Origin of the sequence: Bacillus sp. SJ-10 (assembly GCF_002843505.1) — a bacterium.
GTDB lineage: Bacteria > Bacillota > Bacilli > Bacillales > Bacillaceae > Bacillus > Bacillus velezensis.
This window is the reverse complement of sequence record NZ_CP025258.1, coordinates 3,894,854-3,914,373: the sequence shown is the minus strand read 5'-3', so window position 1 is coordinate 3,914,373 and position 19,520 is coordinate 3,894,854. Positions and strand designations below refer to the sequence as shown.

Annotated in this window: 17 protein-coding genes; 8 read left to right on the top strand and 9 right to left on the bottom strand. The window is 47.8% G+C overall.

Translation table 11 applies throughout. From position 1 onward, the window contains the following. Positions 1 to 6: 6 nt before the first annotated feature. The 3 genes from treC to CXL14_RS19475 all read left to right on the top strand — a co-directional run bounded on the left by treC (position 7) and on the right by CXL14_RS19475 (position 3,229). Positions 7 to 1,692, top strand: a complete 1,686-nt coding sequence (gene treC / locus CXL14_RS19485; protein ID WP_014417187.1) for an alpha,alpha-phosphotrehalase — start codon at positions 7 to 9, stop codon at positions 1,690 to 1,692. A 21-nt stretch (positions 1,693 to 1,713) separates the two neighbouring features. Continuing rightward, positions 1,714 to 2,430 (top strand): trehalose operon repressor, encoded by a 717-nt coding sequence (treR, locus tag CXL14_RS19480; RefSeq protein ID WP_014417188.1) that lies wholly within the window; start codon positions 1,714 to 1,716, stop codon positions 2,428 to 2,430. A 133-nt stretch (positions 2,431 to 2,563) separates the two neighbouring features. Further along, positions 2,564 to 3,229, top strand: a complete 666-nt coding sequence (locus tag CXL14_RS19475) for an NAD(P)H-dependent oxidoreductase (RefSeq protein ID WP_014417189.1) — start codon at positions 2,564 to 2,566, stop codon at positions 3,227 to 3,229. A 35-nt stretch (positions 3,230 to 3,264) separates the two neighbouring features. Here the strand turns inward: CXL14_RS19475 and CXL14_RS19470 are convergent, their stop codons facing one another. The 3 genes from CXL14_RS19470 to CXL14_RS19460 form a co-directional block, all read right to left on the bottom strand. Continuing rightward, the gene (locus CXL14_RS19470; protein ID WP_101287918.1) at positions 3,265 to 4,026 is read right to left on the bottom strand and encodes a YibE/F family protein; all 762 of its coding nucleotides are present in this window, start codon (positions 4,024 to 4,026) and stop codon (positions 3,265 to 3,267) included. Next, positions 4,023 to 5,162 (bottom strand): YibE/F family protein, encoded by a 1,140-nt coding sequence (locus tag CXL14_RS19465; RefSeq protein ID WP_014417191.1) that lies wholly within the window; start codon positions 5,160 to 5,162, stop codon positions 4,023 to 4,025. The genes CXL14_RS19470 and CXL14_RS19465 overlap by 4 nt, the downstream gene beginning before the upstream one ends. Before the next feature lie 209 nt (positions 5,163 to 5,371). Then, the gene (locus tag CXL14_RS19460) at positions 5,372 to 9,664 is read right to left on the bottom strand and encodes a multifunctional 2',3'-cyclic-nucleotide 2'-phosphodiesterase/3'-nucleotidase/5'-nucleotidase (RefSeq protein WP_088056279.1); all 4,293 of its coding nucleotides are present in this window, start codon (positions 9,662 to 9,664) and stop codon (positions 5,372 to 5,374) included. A gap of 220 nt (positions 9,665 to 9,884) precedes the next feature. Between CXL14_RS19460 and CXL14_RS19455 the strand changes: the two genes are divergently transcribed. Beyond that, positions 9,885 to 10,400 carry a type 1 glutamine amidotransferase domain-containing protein gene (locus CXL14_RS19455; protein ID WP_003155578.1) on the top strand — a complete coding sequence of 172 codons (516 nt, stop codon included), beginning with the start codon at positions 9,885 to 9,887 and terminating at the stop codon, positions 10,398 to 10,400. 20 nt (positions 10,401 to 10,420) lie between these two features. On the opposite strand, the gene CXL14_RS19450 is transcribed toward CXL14_RS19455, so the two are convergent. The 5 genes from CXL14_RS19450 to CXL14_RS19430 form a co-directional block, all read right to left on the bottom strand. Then, positions 10,421 to 11,452, bottom strand: coding sequence for a LacI family DNA-binding transcriptional regulator (locus tag CXL14_RS19450; protein ID WP_017419112.1), 1,032 nt, complete (start codon positions 11,450 to 11,452; stop codon positions 10,421 to 10,423). 135 nt (positions 11,453 to 11,587) lie between these two features. Then, a complete protein-coding gene (locus tag CXL14_RS19445) occupies positions 11,588 to 12,472 on the bottom strand; it encodes a shikimate dehydrogenase (protein ID WP_089072416.1) in 885 nt (294 codons plus the stop codon). 65 nt (positions 12,473 to 12,537) lie between these two features. Further along, positions 12,538 to 13,299: a type I 3-dehydroquinate dehydratase gene (gene aroD, locus CXL14_RS19440; RefSeq protein WP_021493872.1), complete on the bottom strand. Its 762-nt coding sequence runs from the start codon at positions 13,297 to 13,299 to the stop codon at positions 12,538 to 12,540. Between the two features lie 26 nt (positions 13,300 to 13,325). After that, the gene (locus CXL14_RS19435; RefSeq protein WP_007408506.1) at positions 13,326 to 14,519 is read right to left on the bottom strand and encodes an MFS transporter; all 1,194 of its coding nucleotides are present in this window, start codon (positions 14,517 to 14,519) and stop codon (positions 13,326 to 13,328) included. 330 nt (positions 14,520 to 14,849) lie between these two features. Beyond that, positions 14,850 to 15,065, bottom strand: coding sequence for a DUF1128 domain-containing protein (locus CXL14_RS19430; protein ID WP_003155571.1), 216 nt, complete (start codon positions 15,063 to 15,065; stop codon positions 14,850 to 14,852). Positions 15,066 to 15,220: 155 nt separating this feature from the next. Between CXL14_RS19430 and CXL14_RS19425 the strand changes: the two genes are divergently transcribed. The 3 genes from CXL14_RS19425 to CXL14_RS19415 are packed head-to-tail and all read left to right on the top strand — an operon-like array spanning position 15,221 to position 16,885. Beyond that, entirely contained in the window at positions 15,221 to 15,694 is a 474-nt protein-coding gene (locus tag CXL14_RS19425; protein ID WP_101287916.1) for a low molecular weight protein-tyrosine-phosphatase, read from the top strand. A gap of 13 nt (positions 15,695 to 15,707) precedes the next feature. Then, positions 15,708 to 16,034, top strand: a complete 327-nt coding sequence (locus tag CXL14_RS19420) for a hypothetical protein (protein WP_095061139.1) — start codon at positions 15,708 to 15,710, stop codon at positions 16,032 to 16,034. A gap of 11 nt (positions 16,035 to 16,045) precedes the next feature. Then, on the top strand, positions 16,046 to 16,885 hold the full coding sequence (locus CXL14_RS19415; protein ID WP_007408509.1) for a YihY family inner membrane protein: 840 nt from the start codon (positions 16,046 to 16,048) through the stop codon (positions 16,883 to 16,885). A gap of 186 nt (positions 16,886 to 17,071) precedes the next feature. Here the strand turns inward: CXL14_RS19415 and CXL14_RS19410 are convergent, their stop codons facing one another. After that, a complete protein-coding gene (locus CXL14_RS19410; protein ID WP_025284425.1) occupies positions 17,072 to 18,250 on the bottom strand; it encodes an MFS transporter in 1,179 nt (392 codons plus the stop codon). Positions 18,251 to 18,409: 159 nt separating this feature from the next. Between CXL14_RS19410 and cax the strand changes: the two genes are divergently transcribed. Next, the gene (cax, locus tag CXL14_RS19405; RefSeq protein WP_007408511.1) at positions 18,410 to 19,465 is read left to right on the top strand and encodes a calcium/proton exchanger; all 1,056 of its coding nucleotides are present in this window, start codon (positions 18,410 to 18,412) and stop codon (positions 19,463 to 19,465) included. Positions 19,466 to 19,520 lie beyond the last annotated feature (55 nt).

Genomic DNA, 19,520 nt, shown 5'->3' with positions numbered 1-19,520 from the left:
AGAAAAATGAAAACAGACAGCACACCATGGTGGAAAAAGGCAGCGGTATATCAAATTTATCCGAAGAGCTTTAATGATACGACGGGAAACGGGATCGGTGATCTGAACGGCATTATCAAGAAGCTTGATTATTTGCAGAAGCTTTTGATTGATGTCATTTGGCTTACGCCGATTTACGATTCGCCGCAGAATGACAACGGTTATGACATTCGCGATTACTGCACCATTTATGAAGAATACGGAACGATGGAGGATTTTGAACGCCTTCTCGATGAAGCGCACAAAAGAGGAATCAAGGTCGTCATGGATCTTGTCGTAAACCATACATCAGTCGAGCATCGGTGGTTCAAAGAAGCGGTCTCGTCACCCGACAGTCCGTATCGGGATTTTTACATTTGGAAAGACGGAAAGGAAGACGGCCGGGCGCCGAACAACTGGGAATCAAAATTCGGCGGTTCCGCTTGGGAGCTCGACCCGGCGTCAGGCCAGCACTATCTGCATTTATTTGATGTGTCGCAGGCCGATTTGAACTGGGAAAATGAAGAGATGAGAAAAAAGGTCTACGACATGATGCATTTTTGGTTCCGGAAAGGGATCGACGGCTTCCGGCTGGATGTGATCAACCTCATTTCTAAAGACCAATCGTTTCCTGATGCCGAGGATGGGCGTGACGGGCGCCCTTATTATACGGATGGGCCGCGCGTGCACGAATTTCTTCATGAGATGAACCGGGAAGTGTTTTCGAAATATGACAGTATGACGGTCGGGGAAATGTCCTCGACAACTGCTGACCACTGCATCCGGTACACAAACCCTGAGAATAAAGAACTCGATATGACTTTTAACTTTCATCATTTAAAAGTGGATTATCCGAATGGTGAAAAATGGGCGCTCGCTCCGTTTGATTTTCTGAAGCTGAAACGGATTTTAGCGTTTTGGCAGACGGAGATGCAAAAAGGCGGAGGCTGGAACGCATTATTCTGGTGCAACCATGACCAGCCGCGGGCCGTATCCAGATACGGAGACGACGGCGTATACCGGACGAAATCAGCCAAAATGCTGGCGGCGGCCATTCATATGATGCAGGGCACGCCTTACATTTATCAAGGTGAGGAGATCGGCATGGGCAATCCGAAGTTCGATGACATCGGCTCATACCGCGATGTCGAATCACTGAACATGTACAAAAAGATGAAGGAAGAAGGCGTGCCCGAAAAAGACATTATCGCCATTTTAAAAGAGAAATCAAGAGACAATGCCAGAACCCCCATTCAGTGGAACAGCGGGCCGCACGGCGGTTTCACGACGGGCACGCCTTGGATTCCGGCGGCGGATGATTATCGGGACATTAACGCGGAAGCGGCTTTGCGGGACCCGGATTCAATTTTCTACCATTATCAGAAGCTCATCAAGCTCAGAAAGGAATATGACATCGTGACTGAAGGAACGTTTGAGCTGCTCGCTGAAGACGATCCGGCGGTTCTGGCGTACGTCAGACACGGCAAGGATGAAAAACTGCTGTGCATCAACAATTTCTACGGGAAAGAAGCGGACTTTACGGTTCCGCTTAAAGACACGGACGGCTGGCGGTTTACGGTGCTGCTGACGAATGATGAACCGAGGGAAGGGCGGCCGGAACGATTGACGCTTCGTCCGTATGAATCGATCGTTTATCATCTGACAAAAGCGTGATACACTAATCTGGGTGGTCAAATGAAAGTGAATAAATACATCACAATCTATAAAGATATGGTGCGGCAGATCGAAAGCGGCCAGCGGAAGGCTGAAGACGTTCTTCCGTCTGAAAATGATTTGTGTGATCAATATGGCACATCACGAGAAACCGTCCGCAAAGCCCTCAATATGCTGGCGCAAAACGGCTACATCCAGAAAATCAAAGGCAAAGGCTCCGTCATATTAGATAGAGAAAAAATGCGTTTTCCCGTCTCAGGCCTGATCAGCTTCAAAGAGCTTTCGGAAACGCTCGGAAAAGAGACGAGAACGATGGTTCACCGTCTCGGGCTGATCCTGCCTCCCTCAGAAGCCGCAAAAGAGCTTGGTACAGAAGCGGATGAAAAGGTGTGGGAAGTCGTCAGATCAAGACGGATTGACGGAGAACATATTATTTTGGACAAGGATTACTTTGTGAAAAAACACGTGCCTCTATTGACGAAGGCGATTTGTGAAGATTCGATCTATGAGTATCTCGAAGGAGAGCTCGGCTTGTCCATCAGCTACGCGCAAAAGGAAATTGTCGTGGAGCCGGCGGGGGAAGAGGACCGGAAGTATTTGGATCTCGGCGGATTCAGCCATATGGCGGTCGTGAAAAACCGCGTCTTTTTGGAGGATACCAGCCTCTTTCAGTACACGGAAAGCCGGCACAGGCTCGATAAATTCCGTTTCGTCGACTTTGCGAGAAGGGAAAAATAAAAACGGACTGCCGCGGCAGCCCGTTTTTTTTGTCAGTATCAAAATGAATACTATCCAACAAAAATGTGCGTACTGGTACTTTCAAAAATAATGGCTACAATAGTACATAACGATTGAAAAGGAGAGATCATGAATGTCAGATAAAAAACAGCAGATCATCGAAGCGTATCAATTCAGACACGCCACAAAGGAATTTGATCCTGAGAAAAAAATTTCAGAAAGCGATTTTGAATTCATTTTAGAAACGGGAAGGTTATCCCCAAGCTCACTCGGTTTGGAGCCTTGGAAATTTGTCGTCGTTCAAAATCCGGAGCTTCGTGAAAAACTCCGCGAGTTCACATGGGGCGCGCAAAAGCAGCTGCCGACCGCAAGTCATTTCGTACTTCTGCTTGCCCGGACGGCAAAGGATATCCGTTTTGACGCCGACTATGTCAAAAATCACTTGCGGGAAGTCAAAAAAATGCCGGAAGATATGTATGAAGGCTATATCAGCAAAACGGAAGACTTCCAGAAAAATGATTTCAATCTGCTTGAATCAGATCGCGCGCTGTTTGACTGGGCATCCAAACAGACTTACATCGCCCTCGGCAATATGATGACAGCCGCTGCGCAGATCGGAATCGACTCCTGCCCTGTAGAAGGCTTCAACTACAAAGAAATTCACCGGATTCTTGAAGAAGAAGGGCTTCTGGAAAACGGAAGTTTCGACATCTCTGTTATGGCCGCATTCGGCTACCGTGTCAGAGAACCGCGCCCGAAAACAAGATCTGCCTCAAAAGACGTAGTAAACTGGGTATAAGATAAAAAAAGCTGCCGGGCGTGTCCCGGCAGCTTTTAACGTTTATTTGGTTTTGCTAAAAAACAGGCGGTGATCCAGGATGTAACGGGAATGATGATGCCGATCCCGATTCCGGCACAAAGAATGGTGACGGCTTCCGCACTGAATACTTTTGAGTTCACAATTTTTTCAGCTGAGTATGATAAGTCTTTAAACCAGATAATTAAAGCCAAATAGCTGCCGAAAAAAGCAAAGAATAACGTATTCGTATTCGTTCCTAAAATATCTCTCCCGATGCTTAATCCGAATGTGTACAGATCTTTTCTGCTTATGGACGGATTATGACTGTAAATTTCCCGCATGGGTGAAGTAATGGAAATCGCGACATCGGTAATCGCCCCTATCGTGCCCATGATGATCATGGCTGCGGTAACCTTCACAAAATCCACCCCGACAAACAGTGTGAATATGCCGATATCACCCAATTCTTCTTCACCGAATCCCTGAATCGAAGTATGTTTTGTTACAGACATAATAAAAAACAGCAGCAGTACAATCGTCAGCATTGCAGAAATAAAGGCGGTTACGGTTTTGACGTTTCCTCCATTAATATAAAAAAGAGTAATGCTGCAAATCACGGCGGAAGAGAGCAATGTTAAAATAATCGGATTGATATGCGGGTCTGTCATGAAAATAATGGTGAGAAAGAGAACACCGAAATTTAAGAATAACGCAATAAAAGACCTCGCTCCTTTTTTTCCGCCGATGATGACCATTAATAGAAATAAAATCGCCGCGAGAATTACGATGACATTCATGAGCTTGCCTTCTTTCGTTTAATAAAAAAGATAGAAGCATACAGACTGGCGGGTATGGCTAATACGATTCCGATCCCTCCGGCCAATGCTCTGGCTATTTCCAAGGAAATGTTCATAGAAAGAGTGAATCCTATCGGGGAATCATTTTTCAAATACAACAGCATCATCGGAATAGAGCCGCTTATATAAGCAAAAAACAGAATGTTGGTCATCGCCCCCATGATGTCTTTTCCGATCTCCATCCCGGAACGTCTGAGTGCTTGTAATGAGATACCCTTGTTTTCTTCATATAATCCGAAGACAGATGACGTCATGGTAATGGCTACATCCATGACCGCTCCCAGTGATCCGATAAATACCCCGGCCATGAACACCGTGTGATAAGGGCGGGTTAAATACTGCATTTCCTCATATCTGAGACCTTTCTCTCCGGTTGCCAGCATTACCAGATACGTAATCAGCAGGGAAACGAAAGTGCCTGCGAGCGTCGCGGCAATGGCGGCGTATGTTTTCGCGTGAAAACCGCTGACAAGCAGCAATGAGATGACAGTAAAGATGAGAATACAGACACCGCAGATGAAAATTAATCCTATATTAGGATGCTTCCTGTACAAATCTAATGCAAACGACAGTAAAACGGCGTTGAACATCAGGCTGACGATCGAAAAGAAGCCTTGTTTTTTGCCGACGATAAGCAAGGTGAAGATGAAAACCCAAGCGATCAGCAAAAGCTGTTTATCCCGTTTTTTATCTATAATGCTTCCCGATATATCCTTGTTTGATGGTTTCCCTTTATCAATAGAAACGAATACTTCATCGCCAATCGAATATTTCTGATCGTTCGCTCCGGATGATGAATACTGATTGGACAAATGAATGAGCTGTCCTTTCTGACTGCCGTTTTCAAGTCTGGCAGTGATCGTCTGACTGAAAATCTTATCTTTGTTTTTATGCATGTCCTGTACGTCAGACTGGTGTTCCAATGTTGTTTTCGTCACTTTGGCAATCGGGCGCTCATAAAAAGAAGCGTTGTGAGTGACGAAAATGAGCGAGCTGATAAAACAGAGCGCTGTTATCACGTAAAACAGCTTTTTCTTGTAAGACATGCGGTTTTGTTTGTTTCCTGTTATCTTCAAAAAAAGTCCTCCAAACAGGCGGCGCCGTGTGAAAGAGAGGCCCTGCCGTGAAGTGTTAAACGATGCGGATGCAGTCTTTCGCGAATAACGTTCATATTTTATCACTCGGCCGTACGGCTGTCGACTCAGAGGGGGACCGAGAGAAAAAGCTCCCCTGAAATCAGATCAGGAGAGCTCTTGGGATGAACCGCCCGATAAAAGCGGTCTTTTTATGCTTCGTTCACTTTTTTTGCTTTTCTTCTTTGATGCAGATACAGTGCCGTTCCGAGCGCGCTGATGAGTAACCCGGCAAGAAGGATGGAATACATCGTCGTGGCCGTATCAGGAAGCAGGCCGCCCGGCGATACTCCGTCCTGCGCAGGCCCGGATGACGGTTTTTGTCCGCTTGGCTGCTTTCCGGAGCCGTGATCTCCGCTTGTCGGCGGCGCGCTCTTCGTGTTTGCGTTTAATATGGTGTATTCACTGAAATGATTTGTATAGCCCGTGACGAGATCGTGTGAAACCGAACCGTTGTCTGTTTTTGTATAGACGTTCTTTTTCCGGTCTACATGGTAAATGCCCGGCTGTTTCGCCTTTTTCGTATTCTCAATGCGCAGGGTGAGCTTTACCGGCGCTTTGAATGTTTTGATGTCTTTGTTTTTCTGCTTCATTGTAAAGTCGTATACATTTGAAAGCGCCCCGCTTACTTTTCCTTTCGGCGTCACGCCGAATCGTGTATCAGCTGAAGCAGCGTTTGCCATCGGCATTTTCATGCTGAACTTGTCATGCAGGATCGTAAGGGAAGAATCCGATGTTCTGTCCTTTAACAGGCCGATTTGTTTTTTTGTCACGCTGAGATCAATCGGCTTTTTGGCGCCGTCATTCTTATCGTAATACACGATCGGCGTGTTAGCGTTTTTGGCATAGACGGCAAATGCGCTGTCATCTTCAAGCGTCCACGAGCCGTTTTTTTGTTTCGTCGGCAGGTACACTTCCTGCGCGCGGCCGTCAACTTTCGGTTCCACCGCTTTTCCCGCTTTTTCAAGCTGCTCGGTGAAGACCTCATAGTCGACAAAGCCAAGGTCTTCTTTATGGGACGCTTCGTTAAAGACGGAATATCCGTCTCCGCCTTCACCGACAAAGTTACTGGTGGCGACTCTGTATGTCTTCTTATCAGAAATCGGCTTTACGCTGCCGTCATCCTGTACGGCCGCAGCTTGAAGAACGCGGTGTCCCGGCTTTTTATTCAGTGTAAACGTGTATGTTAAACCGGCAACTTGAGGGAAGGCGCCGCCTTGAGCCTCAATTCCGCTTAACCCTTGTTCCAAGGCTTGTTTGATCTGTTTTCCGGTTAAATCCGCGACGTAAAGCGTGTTGCCGAACGGCATCACATTCAGCACCTCGCCGAGTGTGATGTCTCCTTTATCAATGCCCGCGCGGATGCCGCCCCCGTTTGTGATCGCGATTTGGGCGCCGGCCGCTTCCTTCGCTTTTTGCAGCATGCCGTCTGCGATGAAGTTTCCGAGATTGGTTTCTTTGGAGCGGACATGCTCGCGCTGGCCGTCAAGTGCGACCTTCGTTGAACCGACTTTTTCATTTTTGACTGAGACGAGCTCTTTTTTAAACGGATCAAGCTCTTTTTTCAGATCCGGGTCTTCTTTCGTCTGCTCGTTCACCGGCAGCGCCTGAAGAGAGGATTGTTCCGGCAGGACGACGCCGTTTTTGTCAAATGCGACATCGACACGGCCTAAATATTCGCCGTATTCTTTTGCCTGGGCGACGATGGTCGGCTCTTCGTTTTTGACAATTTCCATTTTATCTACAAGCGTATGCGTATGTCCGCCGACGATCAAGTCGATGCCTTTTACCTTTTTGGCGAGATCGAGATCACGCTGATGCCCGATATGGGTCAGGGCGATAATTTTATTGACATGTTCCTTGTTTTGTATTTCTTTTACTGTATCTTGTGCGGATTGGAAGGCATCATGAAAGACAATGCTTTTTCCCGGGCTTGATGTGACGGACGTATCTTCTGTCGTTAAGCCGAATACGGCGACTTTTTCTCCGTTTACATCAAGCAGAATGTATGGATAGATGCCTGCTTTTTTCTTTTTCCCTGCCGTAAATGTGTCTGCTTTTTTCATGAATGGTCTGAGTTTTGACTCTTTGGACACATCGACATTTGAGCTGACGAGCGGAAAGTCAGGCGCTTGAAAATTGTATTTTCCGGACGGATCAGCCGCGCTCCCGTTACCGCTCAGGAAGCTGGCGAGAGCACCCGGACCTTTATCAAACTCATGATTTCCGAAGGTCATTGCGTCGTAGCCCATGCTGTTCATCAATTTTAAATCAGCCAGCCCCTGCCACTTTGTGAAATAGAGATCACCTGAGAAAACGTCTCCCGCATCCAGTAAAATGCTGCGGTCGGTTTCGCTTCTGATTTCTATGATTTTCGTCATCCGCCTCGCCGCGTTATCAAGGTGGGCGTGCGTGTCGTTTGTATGCATAACGGTGAGTTTCCATGCATCATCTTTCGGCGGCTCTGTGCCCGGTTCATCATCTTTGAATTGGAGCTTGTACTGTCCGTAGCCCGCGTTTTGTGATTCACCGATATAGGCGACGTCATCTGCGCGGTCGGCAAACGGCTTTGCGGCCAAGGAAGATTCAAATGTCAGGTTTGTCCCTTTGACCGGAAGGATGGACCAGTTATGATCAGCCTGCGGATTAATCGTTTTCTGCTGGATGATGTAATCCATTAAGACCTGCCTGTTCTCATCGGCAGAAGAGTATACGATTTTATCATTGCTTAAGTGAGGGAATCCTCCGCCGCCTGAAGCGCGGTAATTATTTGTGACGATCAGAAATTCCTGCTTGGCGCTGACGGGCTTTCCTTGATAAGAAAGGTTGACGATCCGGCTTGCATCGGGATGAATGACTGTTCCGTTTTCGTTGTATTTCGCCGGTTTTGTGACATCGACCTGATAGGTGACACCGTCAATGACATCAAAATTGTATGAGCGGTAGGCGTCATTTAAAAGCGCTTGGCTGCCGCCTTTTGCCTGATCGATCTGATTAAATTGCCCCGCGGACATTTCGAGCCAGTCTTTCACTTCGCTTCCGTTCAGCTTGACGATCTGAACCGTGTTGTCATACAGGTACAAATCGCCGATATTTTTGATGGCGAGGTCGCCAGCGGAAATGTTTGTATAGTAGTTTGAGCCGTTTCGCCCGCCGGCTTTAAACGGGGCGCCCGCCGAGAGGATAGGCAGATCTTTGTATTCCGTATCCTTCATCTTATTTTCGGCGTACCATTTTTGCGCATCCGTTACGATTTGAATAGACGGATCATCTTTGACTTGGGCGAAGAAGCTGTTGATATCGGCTTTTGTCTGGCCGACGGGTTCTCTGATGTATTTCAAAGTGCCTTCGTGCGCTTTTTTGACGGTATTGACGACGGTTTCGTTTTCCGACGTCACATTGCCGGCAATCGGCTCGATGCTGCCTTTTGCATCTTCCACATGCCACGCGCTGTCTGTTTTTTCAAGCCGGAGGTCGATGACGCCCGCATATTTGCCCCAGCTGCTTGACATGACAACGGGGATGCCGTTAATCGTGCCTTTATCGACGTCGAATTGATCAGCGCCTTTGTATTCGGCATCAGGGAAAAGCCCGTGCTGATGGCCGGATACGATCGCGTCAATTCCGCCGACTTTCGTTGCCAGGTCAAAAACGGCATTTTCCGCTCCAGAAGACTGCGCTTTTTTTTCGATGCCGCTGTGGGCGAGGGCGATGACGATATCGGCTCCTTCAGCTTTCATTTTCGGAACGGTTTTCTTTGCGGATTCCACAATGTCCTCGACCTGAACGCGGCCTTCGAGATTTTTCTTATCCCACGTCATGATTTGGGGAGGAACAAAGCCGATGTAGCCGACTTTTATCTGATGCTTGCCGCCGTTTTCATCCGTGACGGTTTTATCTTTTATGACATAAGGCGTATAACGGTTTTCGCCGCTTAATGTTTTCACATTGGCGTTAACGATCGGATAATCAGCGCCTTTGATTGTCCCGTCCAGAAATTCAAGCCCGTAATTAAATTCATGATTGCCGAGTGTTCCTGCGTCATAATGCAGACTGTTCATCACTTCAATGATCGGATGGGTCTTTGCGCCTGAAATGATATCATTTTTCTCATATTTTACGGCGTATTCTCCGAGGGGATTCCCCTGAATCAGGTCTCCGTTATCGACAAGCAGCGTATTCGGGTTTTCGCGCCTGTGCTTCTCAATAAGCTGAGCCGTTCTGGCCAGCCCGAATTCCGTTGTCGGTTTGTCGCTGTAGTAATCGTAGTCCATCATGTTAGCGTGAACGTCAGTTGTGGCTAAAATGCTGAGATTCACACTGGAGGATTTGTTTTCTTCTGCTTTAATGGGTGATGTTGGGAGGATTAGACTAAGTATCATAACTAGGGGCAGCAGAATACGGAGTGTCATATTGACGCTGCATCGTCTTTTCTGTATTCTCACCTGTTCTCCACCTTTCAACAAATTTTGTCATGCAGTACCATTGTAAGAATATTTTGTGAAAGTTCATATAGATTTCATGATGATTCTTGTAAAAAGATGAAAAATGAGGATAATGACCTATGTAAAACGGATGAGCGGCAAACGCGTTACCTATGTTTGATGTTAGTGTGGCTGGGGTACATGGATTTATGTAGACTTCATCAAGCAGGAGGTAGTAACTATGGGTAAAAAAATTGCAGTTGTATTAACGGATTATTTTGAGGATGTCGAGTATACTGAACCTGCGAAAGCTTTTAAAGATGCGGGTCATGAATTAACCGTAATTGAACAGGAAAAAGGAAAGACAGTCAAAGGCAAACAAGGGGAAGCGGAAGTGAAAGTGGACGCGTCCATCGATGATGTGAATCCGAAAGACTTTGACGCATTGCTGATCCCGGGCGGATTCTCTCCTGACATGCTGCGTGCGGATGACCGTTTCGTCCAATTTGCCAAAGCGTTCATGGATGATAAAAAACCGGTGTTCGCCATCTGCCACGGACCTCAGCTTCTCATCAACGCGAAAGCATTGGACGGGCGCAAAGCGACAGGGTTTACTTCAATCCGAATCGACATGGAAAACGCGGGCGCGAATGTTGTGGATGAAGAAGTCGTCGTCTGCCAGAACCAGCTGGTTACAAGCCGCACACCGGATGACATTCCGGCATTCAACCGCGAATCATTAAAACTGCTTGCGTAATATAAAAGCGGAGCGCCGTATCAGGCGTTCCGCTTTTTTTGTGAAGATTCCCGGATGACCAGCTCAGGCGCCAGAATAATGCGTTGTTTTTTGTGCTGGGAGCTGGTGATTTTATGATGCAGCAATTGAGCCGCTTCTTTTCCCGACTGCCGCGGAAAGGAAGAAACGGTTGTAAGCGGGGGATAAGAAATTTCAGCTTCCGGCACGTTATCAAAGCCGATAATGTCAATATCTTCGCCCGGAACGAGCCCGGCTTTTCTGATCCCTTGCATGACGCCGAACGCGACCAAATCACTGAAGCAGAAAATTGCGGTCGGGCGCTCAGACCGGCGGAGGAGCTCCGTCACGGCTTCACAGCCTGCTTCGCGGGTCGGCGCGCTGTCAATGACATATTCATTTTTCACTTCCAGATCCGCTTCACGGAGCGCTTTTTTAAACCCTTTCATACGCTTCGTCCATGTTGATGAGTGCTTCACGCCGCCCAGAAACGCAATCTCCTGATGGCCTTTCTCAATGAAATGACGCACTGCCTTATAGGTGCCTTCCTCATAATCGGCTCCGACAAAATCACAATCTGCATCGGCAATCTCCCTGACGGCGAGCACGACCGGAATGTCAAGCTGCTCAAGGCGGGAAAGGGTTTCCTCAGCTGTACCTGAAACCGGACACAAAATCAATCCGCCGACCCTGTGCTCCAGCATGGTCGAGATCAGCTGCTCCTGCTTGGCGACGGAATCAAATGTCGTGCCTAACAGCACCGTTAATCCGACTTCCTCAAGCGTATTCTGAACGCCGATCAGAAACTCTGAGAAAAACGTATTGGAAATGTCAGTAATAATCAATCCTACCGTTGTGGACGTCTGTGATCGTAAATTCGCGGCGACCCGATCATATACGTACCCCAGCTCCCGCATGGATTGCAGCACTTTCTCACGGGTCGCTTCGGAAATTCGCGGATTGTTGCGGACGATTAATGAAGCGGTGGATGTTGAGACGCCGGCATGTTCAGCGACCTGCTGCAATGTCACCCGGCGTTTTTTTTGCTGTTTCATACGTCGCATTCCTCACTTGGTTTTTATTCGTTACATCCATTATAAGCGTTTTGGCGCATGAGAAGAAAGAGAGAGGGGAGAAAATGACAAAGCGCCGGAAGACGGATTGTCCTTCGGCGCTTCTATTACAATAGGTTATTCAAACATTTGCTCTTTAATATACTGAACCGGCATTTCACGGCCTGTCCAATATTCAAACGCCATGGCGCCCTGCCAAAGCATCATGCCGAGGCCGTTAATGGTGCTGCAGCCGGCCGCTTGAGCTTGTTCAAGCAATTTCGACGTAACGGGGTTGTAAACGACGTCTGTCACAATCAAATCAGGACGGAGCATGTATGTATCTTCAATGACGCTCAAGCCTTCAAGCGGTTTCATGCCGACACCTGTTCCGTTTGTGAAAATATCGCTTGAAGCGATTTCAGCACGCAGCGCATCTTGATCTTCGAGCGGGAAGACTTTCGCTTTACAAGAAGATCCCTTCATTTCTTCATTGATAATGCGGACGTTTTCTTCCGCTTTTTCGAAAAACGCGTCATTACGGGCGAAAATAGAGATTTCTCCGAGGCCTTCCAATGCGGATTGAATCGCTATCGGAGTGGCGGCCCCGCCGGAACCGACCAGCGTCATTTTTTTGCCTGTGATATCGATGCCGTGTTCTTTTAAGTTGCGGACGTATCCCATACCGTCAGTCGAGTGTCCGATCAGTCTGCCGTTTTCATTAACGACTGTATTCACCGCGCCGGTGAATTTCGCTGAATCCGCGAGTTCATCGAGGTAAGGGAGAATGTTCATCTTGTTCGGCATCGAGACATTGAATCCTCTGACGTTTAAGGCGCGCATTCCCGTTACCACATCTTCCAGCTGTTCATTGCCGACTTCAAACGCGAGGTAAGCGTAGTTCAATCCTAATTTTTTAAACGCCAGGTTGTGCATCGCCGGAGATAAAGAGTGTCCGATCGGTGTCGCGAATAATCCGATAAGCTGAGTTTTTCCGTTAATCCGTCCTAAATCTTTCTTCATGATGTATTCCTCCGTTAGTCCATTCATTTGTTTTTCATCCCGCTTTGAGGGCAGAAAAACGCTGATTACATATGTTTATTTAAAATGCTGAGTACGCTGCGCAATTCTTCAACGGGAATCTGTCCGGGCGCTGATGCTTCTTTGCCCGCTCCGAACGTGCACGCTGAGCCGAAGACTTCGCCGGCCAGGCGGCTGATCAGGCCTGTCCCCGCCATTGACATCGTGATGATCGGCCGGTCTGCGTATTGTGTTTTCATCGTGTGAGTGGCATCCAATAAGACGAAAACATCTTCAGTGCTTTGCGGCATCACCGCGATTTTCGGAATGTGCGCGCCGTACGCCTGCATGTTCCGCAGCCGGGAAATGATTTCTTCTTTTTTCGGTGTCTGATGAAAATCATGATTGGACATGACGACATATACGCCGTTATCTTCAGCGGTTTTCACAATTGATTTGACTTCCGCTTCTCCCGTAAACAACTCAACGTCTGCAAGGTCAATATGTTTTGTTTCGATGGCGGTTTTAAGCAATTCAATGTAAAAGCGGTCATCAATAACTTTATTTCCGCCTTCTTTATGGGTTCTGAATGTGAAAAGCAGCGGTGTTGCGCCTGCGGCTTTCCGCAGCTTTTCAAGCATGCCTTTTACGGCGTCCAGGCTGTCAACATGCTCGTACACATCCGCCCGCCACTCAATGATATCCGGGCAAAGCCTGTTGACGGCTTCCATTTCTTCGAGCAGTTCTTTCTCTCCGGCCGCCATCAGCGGCACAATGATCTTCGGAAGCCCTTCGCCGATGACCGTGTTTCTGATCGTGATAGATTGCATGATAAATCCTCTCCCTTAAAAAATAGTCAGGCTTTCATCACTTGCTTAAAGCGGATTCCGATAAACAATGCGAGAAGGGCGCTGACGGCCGCAATTCCGATATCAAGCAGAAAAACAGGCGTCAGGCCGGCCGCTTTGGATATCGCTCCCGTTACAAGCGGAATGACAATAAAAGATAAGCTTGATGCTATATTAACAAAAGATGTGATCGTACCTTTATTTTTAGGGAATAAAACAGCCATAACCGTCATCGCCAATTGCAGAATGCCCGCAGTTGAAAGTCCGATGACAAAGGAGCTGATGACTGATACGGCCGGCTGATGAATGAAAATCAGAGCAAGCAGCGCGATTGCCGCGATCACAGGGTACAGCACCATTACCGTAATCGGCTGAATCACTCTGTTTAACAGCACAGCCAGCAATAATACGGATACAAGCGCCCCGATGCTGTAATAGCTCAACAATTTGACGGCCTGCACCTCAGGCATGCCCAAAACGGTTTGCCCGAACTTAGGAAGCCATACTTGAACGAGCATAAACAGCGCCGTAGATGAAAAGCCTAACAGAATGATCGCAAGGCCTTCGCGCCATATCGACGGCTGTGATGTGAACGCGTCATCAGACGGGGAGGCTTCCGTCCGGCCGCCGTCTTCTTTTTGCTTATGATTCGGAAACGGAACTTTTAACAGGAAAAAGCCGTTCAGGAAGAAAATAATGCCCGGTACGAAAAACGTCCAGCCGTAAAACAAATGCCTGTCCGCAATAAACGCGATAAAAAACGGAAGCACCGTCGCGCCGATGGATACAAACGCTTTGATTAACACGGTTGCAGAGCTTGCGTTTTTCGGAAATCCTTCAATAAGCGCCGGATATGTCCCGGAATCCAAAAAGGAATTGGCGATCCCGGCGAAAATGGCGAAGATAAACGCGGCCGTGTAGTTTGTCGAAAGCGGAATTCCGATTAGGAAAATCAGATACAGAAAGGCGCCCGACACGATAAACGGCCGTCTCCCGAATGTATCCGAAAGCTTCCCGGCAAACAGAAGCGAAATCAGCTTCCCGATCCCGATGGCGGAGACCAAATAGCTGACCCCGGCTGCGGATGTATGAAGCTGTTTTGATAATGCCTCCATATTTGATGCGATAATAATATTGATCATGCCCAGCAGGAAATAGTTAATATAAAGACCCGCTGCCATTTTGGTGTATATGTTTTTCATGATGACATCCCCTAATGCGGTTAATAAAGAATTAAATTATTTTTTAAATTGATAAAAGAACAGCACCATTCCCCTTTATTGAACCACTGCCTTTCTTTGAAAACTGTTTGATAAAACGGTTGCAAAACAAACTTGAATAACGCTGAGATCACAACGAGTATATCGTTCTACTAAATAAAAAAAGACAAGCGGCCCGCTCATTTAGTATATCGTTCTACCAAGTTCACAGTTACTATACTCCTTCTTTTTATATGTGTCAAACCGATGAACTTTATTCACTTTTTTAAATCAAAAAAAGACCTGCCGTTTTTCGGCAGGTCTGACATGGGTTTATTTTCTGAGAGAGGCGAGCTCCTCGGCAATGGCCTGCATTTCACTCGGGCTGAATGATGCTTTTTTCATGACCATTTGATGAAGGTATGTAAGATCTTCTATTTTTTCATCACTGAAATCTTCCGCTCTGATGACGCCGACATTGAGCATGTTGAGCTTTTGCGAAATGTCTTCAATCATTTTGTTTAACGTTTCTGTTTGTTGGCTCGGCAAATTCATGCATCCTTTCATGACCTTTTTCGTACCCTTTATTCTAACAGAATTCATTTAGAATAAAAGCTTATTTCCACAGCCGCAGAAAAGTTGCTAAGATGATGATAAGGTTTTTGATCCTCAGAATGCGGGGAAAGAATAGGGAGGTTATCGATATGATACAAGTGCTGTTTGTCTGTCTGGGAAATATTTGCCGGTCGCCTATGGCAGAGGCGGTATTTTCTGATATGGTGAAGAAAAACGGGCTGAACGGGCAGATTAACATTGATTCAGCGGGAATCGGCGCCTGGCATGCGGGAAATCCGCCGCATGAAGGGACAAAGGAGATCCTGAAGAAGAAAGGGATCAGCACAAGCGGCATCACGGCGAGGCAGGTGCGTGAGTCTGACCTGACCGATTTTGATTACGTCATTGCGATGGATGCAGAAAATATCGGACATCTGCGCAGCATGGCCGGTTATAAAAAAGCGGCGCCGCGTATTGCAAGGCTGCTTGATTATGTACCGGAGTCGGACCTTGCGGACGTGCCCGATCCGTATTATACCGGGAATTTCAGCGAGGTGTACGCTTTGGTCGAATCCGGGTGCCGTCATTTGCTGGAGACAATAAAGAAAGACCATCATTTATAAGGGGGATTGACCGATGAAGCAGACACGCATCATGGCAAAAGCGATTCTGATCGGCGCTGCCGCCGGCGGAGCACTGTCCTTATTACATAAGCCGACGAGAGAGGCATGTTTCCGCAACATGGACGCGTGCAGGCGCCGTGCGGCATTTTACCGGAAACATCCTGAAGCCCTGAAACAGCAGGCTTCTGCAAAACTGGATCAAGTGAAAATCATCGCCAATACCGTATCGGAAGATCTGGGTTTTTTAAACGGGCAGATCACCAAGCTGAAGCAGACGACGCCGCAGGTCATTGACCTGTTAAAAGAAACGAAGGAGCATTTTTCGAAAAACGATCATTGAGGTGGGATGTCATGAGTTTTATAAAGGAGCTGTTTGCAAGGTTTTCTCTGCATGAAGGACAAAGTAAATCGGCGGAGCTGGCGTATTTTTTCCTGCTGTCATTGTTTCCGTTGATGATTTTCATGCTGACGCTCACCGCCTATCTTCCCATATCTGCAGAAGACGTGCTCGGGGCGGTCGATCAATACGCGCCCGACAGCGCCATGTCCATGGTGAAATCCATTACGGAGCAAACGCTGAACAAGCGCAGCGGCGGACTTTTGTCATTCGGGATTATCGCCGTCATCTGGTCGGCTTCGAATGGTATGAACGCGATTGTCAGAGCATTTAACCATGCCTACGAAGTCGAGGAAAACCGCTCATTTATCATCATTCGCCTGACCTCAATTTTTTTAACCATCGCGATGGTGGTTACGATTTTAATCGCATTGCTTCTGCCGGTGTTCGGCAGAGAAATCGGAATGCTGGCCGCGGATTTCATCGGCGCCTCAGGCCTGTTTTTGCAGGTGTGGTCGGTTGTCCGCTGGGGTATCAGTCCGCTTATCCTTTTAATCGTGTTTACCGCGCTTTACATTTTCGCGCCGAATAAAAGGCTTTCCCTCCGTTTTGTGCTGCCGGGAGCCGTGTTTGCGGCAGCCGGCTGGATTATCGTCAGTATGCTGTTCTCATTTTACGTCGGCACCTTTGCCAACTACAGCGCCACATACGGGAGCATCGGGGGAATTATCGTCCTTATGATCTGGTTTTATCTTACGGGAACACTGCTGATTTTAGGAGGAGAAATCAACGCGCTTTTACATAAACGTAAAAAGCTTCCTGATGAAAATCCGTACCGCGGGAGCAAGCTATAGAGGAACGGATGACGTTCAAGCTGAAAAACGGAGGGGAATCAATTATGACCAAGCATACGAAAAAAGGCGGAAGCCATAATAAACAAAACTCCAAAAACGGCCCGAAGAATAAAACAAGCGGAAGCGCTAACGGGCAGAACGGATACCACTAGAAAGAAGCCGCCTGACTCAGATCAGGCGGCTTTTTTATGAGGCCGGAAAAGAATGGGATTCGGATGCGGGACTGTGCTTTGTTTTCCCGAAGACGAGCGCAAGCCAAATACAGACCAGAATCACCGTAATAAAGTAAAACAAGTTGGCGCTTTCAAACCGCTGCATATACCAGCCGCCCGCCACCGGGCCGATCATGCTGCCGAGGCTGAAGGAAATGCCGCAGAGCAGATTGCCCGCCGGCAGCAGATGGGACGGCAGCAGGTCGCTCATATAGCTGATGCCGAGGGAAAACATACTGCCGACCGCCATTCCCGCCGTGAAAAAGCAGCAGCCGATGACAGAAGGTGACGGAAACAGTCCGGCCGTCAAAAAGCAAAGGGCACCCGTTAATAAGATGACGAGCAGGACACGTTTTCTCCCGAATCGATCGCTTAATAAACCGAGAGGGAACTGGAATACAATACTTCCGATAGCAAAAGCGGGCAATATCAGCGCGACGGCATCAACGGATATGCCTAAACGCAGGGCGTACACGGGAAAGCTTCCGTTCAGCGCCGTTTCTAAAAAACCGTACCCGAAAGCCGGGAGAAAAGCGACCCAGCCGAAAAGAAGGGCGCGGTAAAACCGTTTTGCGCTGTTATCCCCGGATGTTTCATCCGGACCTTGCGCCGGGTACTCGTTACGTAAGACAAACACAAACAGCCAGGCGGCAAGACTGATACAGCCGGATACGATAAACGGAAGGGACGGACTTGTTTTCACAAGAGGGACCATGAACGGGCCGACAGCGAATCCAAGCCCGAAGGACAGTCCGTACAGCGAAATGTTTCTTCCTCTGTTTCGGGGCGTTGACTTTGACGTCACCCACGTTTGGGTTGAAAAATGCAGCATATGATCCCCGATTCCGATAAGCAGCCGCAGAAAAAACCATAACCATATGGATTGAAGCCAAATAAAACTGAATAAGCTGATGATAACAAGAAATCCGCCCATGACCATCAGAGGTTTGAACCCGAGCTTGCGCAGCGGGGCCTCCATAAACGGCGACGCCAGAAGCACGCCGATATAAAGGCCGGTTGCGTGAAGTCCGTTTATGGCTGCGGATTCTCCGTTCGTTTCAAAAATGACGGAGATCACCGGCAGAAGCATGCCTTGGGAAAATCCGGAGATGGAAACAAGCAGAACCAAAATAAAGAAGTACAGTCGTGACATCGCGTATTTTCTCCTTCTTCAGTATCTTTCTTGATCGTACACGGATTTGTCGCGTCCGGCAACCTGAAAATGCCAATTCGGGCTGCCGCGGAAGTGTAATTGAGGGAGTTTTTGAGAAGGATATAAAAAGACTCATTCGAAAAAAGGAGCCAGGCAGATATGAATCGGATTTTTTTCTTTACGGCTGCGGCGGGAGTGCCGCTTTCAGTCATCGGCGGCCTGATGCACTGGCCGTCAGCGGTTTTGTTTATTATTTATTGCTTGACGATTATTGCGCTTGCAAGTTATATGGGGAGAGCGACCGAATCTCTTGCCATTATCGCGGGACCGCGGATCGGCGGTCTGCTGAATGCCACGTTCGGCAATGCGGTAGAGCTGATTATATCGCTTTTTGCCTTAAAAGAAGGGCTGACGGGCATCGTGCTTGCTTCACTGACCGGTTCGGTGCTCGGCAATCTTCTGCTCGTCGCGGGACTGTCGTTTTTTATCGGCGGTTTGAAATACAAGCGGCAGGAATTCAATATTCATGATGCCCGGCATAATTCTGGCCTGCTGATTTTTGCCATTATCGTAGCTTTTGTCATTCCCGAAGTGTTTTCCATGGATATGGGGGAAAAAAACAAGCTTGATTTGAGTGTCGGCATCAGCATCATCATGATCCTTCTGTACGTGGCAGCTCTTTATTTCAAGCTCGTCACCCATCGCGGTGTTTATCAGCCGAACCAGCCGGAGGCAAAGGAAGAAGAGGAGCAGCCTGAATGGTCGGGGAAAAGAGCGACAGCCGTCTTATTTATTTCAACCATTATCGTCGCCTACATATCTGAAAACCTTGTCCATACGTTTCATGCGGTGGCTGAACAGTTCGGCTGGAGCGAGCTGTTTATCGGAGTGATTATCGTCGCAATCGTCGGAAATGCCGCAGAGCATGCGTCGGCGATTATTATGGCGTACAAAGACAAAATGGATGTCGCCGTTGAAATCGCGGTAGGCTCGACTTTGCAGATCGCCATGTTTGTGGCTCCGGTTCTTGTGATCTGTTCCATCTTTTTTCCGGTCAATATGCCGCTTGTATTCACATTGCCCGAGCTTGTCGCGATGATATCATCCGTCCTTTTGATGACGATGATTTCAAATGACGGTGATTCGAACTGGTTTGAGGGGGCTACGCTCCTTGCCGCTTATGTCATTATGGCGATCGGATTTTTCCTGCTTTAACCTGTAAAAAATGCGGATAACAACGATTGCGGAGGAAAAGACTAAAGGAAAATGC

Bases quoted from the DNA above. Each gene is read 5' to 3' on its own strand.
- treC (WP_014417187.1), top strand. From the start codon at position 7: ATGAAAACAGACAGCACACCATGGTGGAAAAAGGCAGCGGTATATCAA.
- treR (WP_014417188.1), top strand. From the start codon at position 1,714: ATGAAAGTGAATAAATACATCACAATCTATAAAGATATGGTGCGGCAG.
- CXL14_RS19475 (WP_014417189.1), top strand. From the start codon at position 2,564: ATGTCAGATAAAAAACAGCAGATCATCGAAGCGTATCAATTCAGACAC.
- CXL14_RS19470 (WP_101287918.1), bottom strand. From the start codon at position 4,026: ATGAATGTCATCGTAATTCTCGCGGCGATTTTATTTCTATTAATGGTC.
- CXL14_RS19455 (WP_003155578.1), top strand. From the start codon at position 9,885: ATGGGTAAAAAAATTGCAGTTGTATTAACGGATTATTTTGAGGATGTC.
- CXL14_RS19450 (WP_017419112.1), bottom strand. From the start codon at position 11,452: ATGAAACAGCAAAAAAAACGCCGGGTGACATTGCAGCAGGTCGCTGAA.
- CXL14_RS19445 (WP_089072416.1), bottom strand. From the start codon at position 12,472: ATGAAGAAAGATTTAGGACGGATTAACGGAAAAACTCAGCTTATCGGA.
- aroD (WP_021493872.1), bottom strand. From the start codon at position 13,299: ATGCAATCTATCACGATCAGAAACACGGTCATCGGCGAAGGGCTTCCG.
- CXL14_RS19435 (WP_007408506.1), bottom strand. From the start codon at position 14,519: ATGAAAAACATATACACCAAAATGGCAGCGGGTCTTTATATTAACTAT.
- CXL14_RS19425 (WP_101287916.1), top strand. From the start codon at position 15,221: ATGATACAAGTGCTGTTTGTCTGTCTGGGAAATATTTGCCGGTCGCCT.
- CXL14_RS19420 (WP_095061139.1), top strand. From the start codon at position 15,708: ATGAAGCAGACACGCATCATGGCAAAAGCGATTCTGATCGGCGCTGCC.
- CXL14_RS19415 (WP_007408509.1), top strand. From the start codon at position 16,046: ATGAGTTTTATAAAGGAGCTGTTTGCAAGGTTTTCTCTGCATGAAGGA.
- CXL14_RS19410 (WP_025284425.1), bottom strand. From the start codon at position 18,250: ATGTCACGACTGTACTTCTTTATTTTGGTTCTGCTTGTTTCCATCTCC.
- cax (WP_007408511.1), top strand. From the start codon at position 18,410: ATGAATCGGATTTTTTTCTTTACGGCTGCGGCGGGAGTGCCGCTTTCA.